Origin of the sequence: Brunnivagina elsteri CCALA 953, from assembly GCF_002289455.1 — a bacterium.
Classification (GTDB): domain Bacteria; phylum Cyanobacteriota; class Cyanobacteriia; order Cyanobacteriales; family Nostocaceae; genus Brunnivagina; species Brunnivagina elsteri.
This window is the reverse complement of sequence record NZ_NTFS01000725.1, coordinates 1-1,507: the sequence shown is the minus strand read 5'-3', so window position 1 is coordinate 1,507 and position 1,507 is coordinate 1. Positions and strand designations below refer to the sequence as shown.

General features: G+C 32.5%; 2 protein-coding genes. Both read right to left on the bottom strand.

Annotation, left to right across the window (positions count from 1 at the left end; genetic code table 11):
* Positions 1–52: 52 nt before the first annotated feature.
* Complete coding sequence (locus CK510_RS30245) at positions 53–709, bottom strand: hypothetical protein (RefSeq protein ID WP_095725103.1); 657 nt, start codon at positions 707–709, stop codon at positions 53–55.
* A 146-nt stretch (positions 710–855) separates the two neighbouring features.
* Positions 856–1,029: a hypothetical protein gene (locus tag CK510_RS32205; protein ID WP_158225000.1), complete on the bottom strand. Its 174-nt coding sequence runs from the start codon at positions 1,027–1,029 to the stop codon at positions 856–858.
* Positions 1,030–1,507: the final 478 nt, after the last annotated feature.

The following is a 1,507-nucleotide window of genomic DNA, read 5'->3' as shown; positions in this document are numbered from 1 at the left end:
CTCATAAATTTATTACTCATAAGTTAAATCAATAAAATTAGTTCTTGAGAATTTACTCAATCTTGGCTTCTGGCTTTTCAGAATTATTTCTAGCGTTACTGATTACTTGTTCGGTACAATATTTATGGTTTTCAAAAGTACAAGTCTCCACACCATTGTCTATCAACCACTTTTTTAGCGTGTTGTCATCCGGAAGACCTTCAAGACCAATTACAGCTATAGAAGCTCGTTGATTCTCTCGCAAGTTCGTAATTTCTTGTTTAACATTGTCAGATATTGTTTCCCCTCCACCATCATCTGATTCTATAAATATAGTTATTGCGACAGGATAGTTAATCTTTTTATTTCTTTGTGATTTAATCTGACTTTGAGCTTCTTCAATCGCTTTATTTAAATAAGTACCATCTTTTTTAGGGAAATTTTTTGGTACTGTTGTCACATTATCACAAAGTTTTGTTGGAGAATCAATTAATGTATTTATATCCTGCTCTTCTGATTCAGCAGTGGTAGTAAATTTACCAAAGATAAATTTATCATTTGTTTCTAAAGAATCTATACTTTCTTCACAATGTTCTTTCACCAATATTTCATACTTTGTTTGATTTGAGAACTGATGCTTTTTATCAGATTCAGAAACATCAATTAAGTCTATTCGGATAATTGGTTGTATGGGAAAAAAGATAGTTTTTACGATGTATAAAATTACCAATACAAAGAAGATACCAACTATATTCTCTTCTATTTTTTTTTCAAATCATTCATATTAATGAAAGAATAATTACTCTATTGGTTGACGGCTACGAATTATTTATCCAATATAAAAATTAAGCTTAAGACGCACTTAATTTTTATTATTTACCAATGACGCTGATAGTTATGTCCGCAGTTCTCGCAAGTATTTGCATTCCCTTCATATGCTTGACAATAACAACCACTAACAGAACAAGCTCCATAACCACATAGGGTTTGTTGTTTGTGTGTTTTATTCTGCTTTAAAACTAGTTGAGAAAGCTTTGGATACAGCAACACAGCAACACAGAATTACTTTTCATTGCCTTGCTCCTAATATTTGGTATTGTATTTAGCAAATAACTAAAATTATCGATTTTCACCCTACTTATAACTACCCATGCATAAAACTCAGGCGAAATCCTAAACCTGATAATTTCCAGATAGATGCTAAAATGGAAAATAAGCCTATCAAAAATGACAATATATATTTAATTTTGCGTAACCACTTAATAGAGATGCGATCGCAATACGGTTCGTTAAGGATTTTTCGTTGCGATTCCAGGTTGTAGAGACGCGATATATCGCGTCTCTACAAGGTTTTCTATTTATCAAATTGTCTTATCCGAACCTTATTGGATGCGATCGCGATCGCATCTCTAAATTTCATTGATAACCGTAATCTATATTCAGTATATTCCCAGGGTTAGCGCATCTCAAACCCTATTGACAGAAAGATTATGGAAGAGCCGCCATCAACACAGATACCATGTACCGA